This is a genomic window from Mesorhizobium sp., from assembly GCF_041661565.1.
Classification (GTDB): domain Bacteria; phylum Pseudomonadota; class Alphaproteobacteria; order Rhizobiales; family Rhizobiaceae; genus Mesorhizobium.
On record NZ_JBAZUD010000211.1, the window covers coordinates 1 to 5,737 of the forward strand.

Consider the following 5,737-nt stretch of genomic DNA (forward strand, 5'->3'; position numbering starts at 1 on the left):
TTCTTCACGCTGGTGCCGAGGCTTCTCATGATGATGATCGAGGTGCCGGTGGCCAGGCCGGTGATCGCGGCCGTGGCATGGCCAAGATGGAATTCCTGGAAACCTGGCTTGACCGCCAGAAGCACGCCCACGAAACCCAACACCACGGCAAACCATCGCCACGGACCGACCTGTTCCTTTAGGATCAGCACCGACAGGATCGTCACGAAGAACGGGGCAAGAAAAATCAGCGAATATGCATCCACCAGGGGGATGGTCGTGAAGGCATAGATCGCGCAGAGACTGGACAGCACGCCGCATAGCGCGCGCAAATGGACCGGCCACGGACGATCCATTTTCCAGAATTCGACCCACCGTTCGTTTTCGTGCCGGGTTGCCAGAAGCACCAGCGCGGCGCACAGATTTTCAAAGAAGCCGATCTCGAAAACATGCAGCGGACCCGCGATTGCCTTGGTCAAGGCGTCCGATGCCGAGAAACAGGCATAGGCCGCAGCCGCGTACACATAGACGTTGGTCGTTGGGGTGTGCCTGGTCGGCATGAATACTGCGCTTGCGGTCATTGCCGCCCGCTGACCGGGCGTGCCAGAATTTGAAAGACGGCGGGGTGAGCGCGCCAGACTTGTGCTAGATGGACTGCTCCCTGAGGTCCCTCTCGATTTCGGCCAGGGCCTTCTCGAGTTTGCCGCCGATCTCCTCGACATCAGCCTCATCGATGATCAGCGGGGGGCAGAAGCCTATCGTATCGCGCATCGCCCTGACGACGAGCCCGTGCTCATAGGCGCTGGCCGCCAGCTTGGCGCCGATCATGCGCGCCGGCGCGAAAGGTGCCCTGGTGTCCCGATCCTCCACCAGTTCTACGCCATACATCAGCCCGATCCCGCGCACGTCCCCGACGATGGGCGAATTCCCCGTTGCATGCTTCAGCCGATCGAAAAGCAGCGCGCCCATTTTTCTGACCTGCGAGACGATATCCAGTTCCTCGTAGATGGCGATGGCTTCCAGGGCGACGGCGGCTCCCACGGGATGCGCGGCATTGGTGAAACCGTGCCCGAACGATGTGCCGCCTTCATTGTAGCGCTCCACCGCTTCGATGATTTTCGGCGCCACAACCACGGCCGCGAGCGGGAAGTAGGAAGATGTGATGCCCTTGGCGAGCGACATCATGTCAGGCTGCATGCCGACGGTCTGACACCCGAACCAGTTGCCGGTTCTGCCAAAACCGCAGACGACCTCGTCGTCGAGGAGCAATATGTCGTACTTGGTCAGGATCTTCTGGATCGCCTCGAAATATCCGGCTGGCGGCGGCAGGATCCCGCCGGCGGCCATTACCGGCTCGGCGATGAAGCCGGCGACGGAGTCGGGCCCTTCACGCAGGATCAGCCGCTCGAGTTCGGCGGCCAGCCGGCTAACGAATTCGCTTTCGCTTTCATCGGGCAGCTTCACACGGTAGCTGTTTGGATGCAGCGTGTGCAGGAAGCCGGGCAACGGCAGTCCAAACTCGCGATGCATCATCTCCAGCCCGCACATCGATCCGGCGACGATGGTCGATCCATGGAAAGCCCGGTCCCTCGCAATGATCTTGCGCTTGGTCGGCTTGCCGCGCGAGGCGTGATAAAGCCAGGCAAGCTTGACCATGGTTTCATTGGCTTCGGAACCGGATGTCACGAAGAAAGTGCGTCCGCCCTCCATCTTCGTCAGTTCGACGAGCTTCTTGCTGAGCGCCGCGGCCTTCGGGTTCGTGCGGCCGTAGAAGCTGTGATAGTAGCCGAGTTCCTGGTATTGCGCCGCCGCCGCTTGTCCGAGGCGCTGATCGTTGAAGCCGAGCGAAGCACACCAAAGCCCCGCCATCGCGTCGATATAGCGCTTGCCGCTCTCATCGATCACGTGCGCTCCGTCGCCCTTGACGACGACATAGGCGCCTTCGCGCGACAGTGTCTGGGGGTTGGTCTGCGAATGGAAGTGATATGCGAGATCCATCGCATTGGTTTCGGTCTGCTCGTTCAAAGACATGGAGGCCACCGGATCAGCTGTGATGTTAAGGCGAAAGCCTAGTGATAAAAAAATCGATTTTCAATCGCGAAGGCTGACCGTCTGCTGGTCCAGACGATGGTCACGCCAGTCCTAGGCAAACAGAGGGGGAGAGTCGCGGGGATCGGCTCCCGTAGCCGGCTTCAGGCGGCGGCAAGGGCTTCCTTGACCATGTTCCTGGCGATCAGGATCTGGTGGATCTGCGTGGTTCCCTCGTAGATCCGGAACAGACGCACGTCACGGTAGGCGCGTTCGATGCCGTACTCTTCCATATAGCCGGCTCCGCCATGGATCTGAACCGCACGATCGGCGACCCGCCCCACCATCTCGCTGGCAAACATCTTGCAGCACGCCGCGTCGGTCGAGACGTTGTCGCCGCGGTCCTTGCCGCGCGCAGTCTCCAGCACCATGCACTTGGCGGCGTAGGACTCGGCGCGGCTATCGGCCAGCATGGCTTGTATCAGCTGGAATTCGGCGATCGGCTGGCCGAACTGTTTGCGCTGCATGGCGTAGGACAGGCTGTCGGCGATCAGGCGGTCGGCGACTCCCACGCAAAATGCGGAAATATGGAGCCGACCCCTGTCCAGCACTTTCATCGCCGTCTTGAAGCCCTGCCCCTCCTCGCCGCCAAGCACCGCCGACGCGGGAACCTTGCAATCCTCGAAGATGACATCGCAGGTGTGGGAGCCGGACTGGCCCATTTTCTTGTCGATCTTTCCCAGGGACAGGCCGGGCGTCCTGGCGTCGACGAGGAAGGCCGTCACCACCCCTTCGGGGCGGCTTGCCGACTCCGTGCGGGCAAACACAGTGAAGAGATCGGCATGAGGCGCGTTGGTGATGAACCGTTTCGTGCCGTTCAGGACATAGAAATCGCCATCGCTGCGCGCTGTCGTGCGCAGAGACGCCGCGTCCGAGCCCGCCTCCGGCTCCGTCAGGGCGAAGGAACTGATGATGTCGCCCGCAGCCAGACGCGGCAGATAGAGGCGCTTCTGCTCGTCGGTGCCGTCCATGACGATACCTTGTGAGCCGATGCCGTTATTGGTGCCGAAAACCGAACGGAAGGCCGGCGAGGTGCGGCCGAGTTCGAAGGTGACGCGGACCTCTTCCTCCATGGTCAGGCCCAGTCCGCCAAACTCCTGCGGGATGGAGAGGCCAAACAAGCCCAGATCGCGCATCTCGTGCTTGATGCTTTCCGGCACACGGTCGGACCGGCTCACATCGGCTTCGTGGGGAACCAGGCGCTCCTTGACGAACCGGCGGACCGTCTCGAGCAATTGTTGGAAAATTTCGGGGTCAAGCGACATGGCGTATCCGCTCGCCACTGGAAACCGTCCCGTTGGCGTAGCCGAGCGCCAGCATCTCCTCGAGGATCGCCATGGTCATATCCGGCTGCTCCAGGAACGGCAGGTGACCGCAGCGCTGAAACGCATGCAGGGCGATGCGACCGGGCAGGGAATGGCAATGGCTGAAGGGAATGATCCTGTCCTGTGTGCCGAAGATGATGCGCGCCGGCATCCGAAGCCGCTCAAGGTCAGGGCGGATCGAGAATGTCTGCGTCCCGTCACAGAAGTGGTGCTCCGCGAAAGCCCTCAACGAGGCCGAAAGCCCCTCATCCTTGCGCTGCTCCTCCACGGTGCGCAGGAACGCCTGCGAAATGACACTGGGGTCGAAGACCAGCTCGTGCAGCCAGGGCAGCAGGCTGGACGCTTGCCGCGCGGCGACGAAACCTTTCAGGAATTCCACCCGGATCTCGGGTCCGAGGCCCGCGGGAGAAATCATCAGCAGGGAGCGCACGGAAAGGAAACCGCGCGTGGCAAGTCTCGCGGCGACCGCTGCACCGAAGGAGTGGCCGACCACGGTTGCGTTGTCCACGCCCTGATCTGCAAGCAGGCTTTCGACCATGTCGCAAACCAGGTCGAGATCGGCCGGCACCGTGCGGGGCGAGCGGCCGTGGCCAGGCAATTCGACCGCCAGGAATCGGGCATTCGGGCGTCCGGCGGCAAGCAGGCTCCGCCAGGCATTGTGATCCGAGGCAAAGCCGTGCAAGGCGACGATGGTCGCGGCGCCTTCCTTCTGCAGCCACACCGCGTTCAAGCGCGCGCCGGTAGCCGCCGGCCGTGCCGCTTCGTGGGCCTTTGCCAGGCCGATCAGGTCCTTTTTCTGGATGCGCCCGCGCGGCCCGGACCCCTGGATGGCAGACAGGTCGATGGCGCCCTGCTCCGCCATGCGGCGCGCCAACGGCGTCGCGACGATGCGCGAGCTGCCAGGGGACGCATTTTCCATCGTCCGGGCCTGCGTTAGGCGCAGGGCCTCGGCCGGCGGTTCGGCCTTTGTCCCGGACGGGCCGGTTACAGGCTGCTCGCCGGCCGCCAGAATGTGCCCGACAATGTCGCCGACCCGCACCTCGTCGCCGGCCTTGTGCAGATGCAGAACCGTGCCGGCCGCAGTGGCTTCCACTTCGACCGCGGCCTTGTCATTGTCGATCTCGAACAGAGCCTCGCCGGGATTGACGGCCGCGCCATCGTCCTTCAGCCAACGCGCGATGCTGCCGACATCTGTTTCGAGGCTCACTTTCGGGAATACAACCGCGACCGGCATGGATCATCTATCCTCTGAAGTCGAACTCGTCGGAGGGCGACTGGCCCGCACCGGGCTCCGCGAAAGGCGAAATCGCGCCGGTCAGGCGACCCTGCAGCTCCGCCACCAATTCCTTCAGCCTTGGCGCGAAACTGTCCAGGCACTCCTCGACAGGCGCGAGATCCTTGATACCGCCGCAGGTAATGGCGACCAGTTGCGACCCGTCGGTGGGGCGGAACGGAATCCCGACGGCGTTGATATAGCTGTACCATTCACCGAAAGACGTCACGAAGCCCTGGCGCGCATAGCTTTCCCGCGCCCGATCGATCGCGGAGAGCATCACGTCCCTCCTGTCGGCGTGAGCCTCGACAAGCTTGGAAACGATCTTGTCGCGCGCCGCGTCTTCCATGGCCGCCATGTAGGCGAGCCCCATGGATGTCTGCCAGATCGGCAGGCGCGATCCGACGTTCAGCCGCAGCGTCACCGGAGTCTCCGGACGGCAGTTCGCGACATAGACCATTTCCAGTCCGTCGCGCATGCCCATCGCGACGGCTACCCCGGTGTCTATGGCCAGCGCCTGCATCAAGGGCTTGGCCATGTAGATGACGGCGCTGCTGCTCAGTCCGGAATAACCCAGCGACACCGTTGCCGGACCGACACGGTAGCGACCGAGCGACTGGTCATAGATCAGGTAACCCAGGCCTATGAGCGTGTAGGTAAGGCGCGAAATGGTCGCCTTGGGAAGTCCTGTACGCTCGATCAGATCCTGATTGCCGAGTGACGCATCGGCGGGCGTGAAAGCGCGCAGGATTTGCAATCCACGCACGAGTGCGGAAGAATGCCCGGCATCCTCGCTTGTCGGCGCTACAATCGGCTTGTTTCGTTTTCGCATGCTGCTCCTGCCCTACAGCGCGGCGATATCCTGAACGTGCGTTCCGACGGTTCCGAGACCTGATTTTCCGGCGTATCGAATTTGGTAGCGCGGAAAGTGCTCAAATTTGGAACTTAATTTCATTTCTATTGACGGGTGTTTCAGGGCTTGTCAATATTGCCGAAATGATCCGCTCGGGGGAGGGGTGGCAACCGGAGAACCTGTGGGAAGGCAATGCTGAATTACATTCTCCGGCGCGGC

5 protein-coding genes are annotated in these 5,737 nt (G+C 62.4%); all 5 read right to left on the bottom strand.

Annotated features, from left to right (window positions below; all coding sequences use genetic code 11):
- Nucleotides 1-539, bottom strand: a 539-nt coding sequence (locus tag WC739_RS24075; RefSeq protein WP_372955496.1) for a DMT family transporter, incomplete at its 3' end; no start/stop codon positions are given.
- 85 nt (nucleotides 540-624) lie between these two features.
- Entirely contained in the window at nucleotides 625-2,010 is a 1,386-nt protein-coding gene (locus WC739_RS24080) for an aminotransferase (protein ID WP_372955497.1), read from the bottom strand.
- A 161-nt stretch (nucleotides 2,011-2,171) separates the two neighbouring features.
- On the bottom strand, nucleotides 2,172-3,332 hold the full coding sequence (locus WC739_RS24085; RefSeq protein ID WP_372955498.1) for an acyl-CoA dehydrogenase family protein: 1,161 nt from the start codon (nucleotides 3,330-3,332) through the stop codon (nucleotides 2,172-2,174).
- Nucleotides 3,322-4,626, bottom strand: a complete 1,305-nt coding sequence (locus tag WC739_RS24090) for an acetoin dehydrogenase dihydrolipoyllysine-residue acetyltransferase subunit (protein ID WP_372955499.1) — start codon at nucleotides 4,624-4,626, stop codon at nucleotides 3,322-3,324. The genes WC739_RS24085 and WC739_RS24090 overlap by 11 nt, the downstream gene beginning before the upstream one ends.
- A gap of 7 nt (nucleotides 4,627-4,633) precedes the next feature.
- The gene (locus WC739_RS24095) at nucleotides 4,634-5,497 is read right to left on the bottom strand and encodes an IclR family transcriptional regulator (protein ID WP_372955500.1); all 864 of its coding nucleotides are present in this window, start codon (nucleotides 5,495-5,497) and stop codon (nucleotides 4,634-4,636) included.
- Between the last annotated feature and the right edge of the window lie 240 nt (nucleotides 5,498-5,737).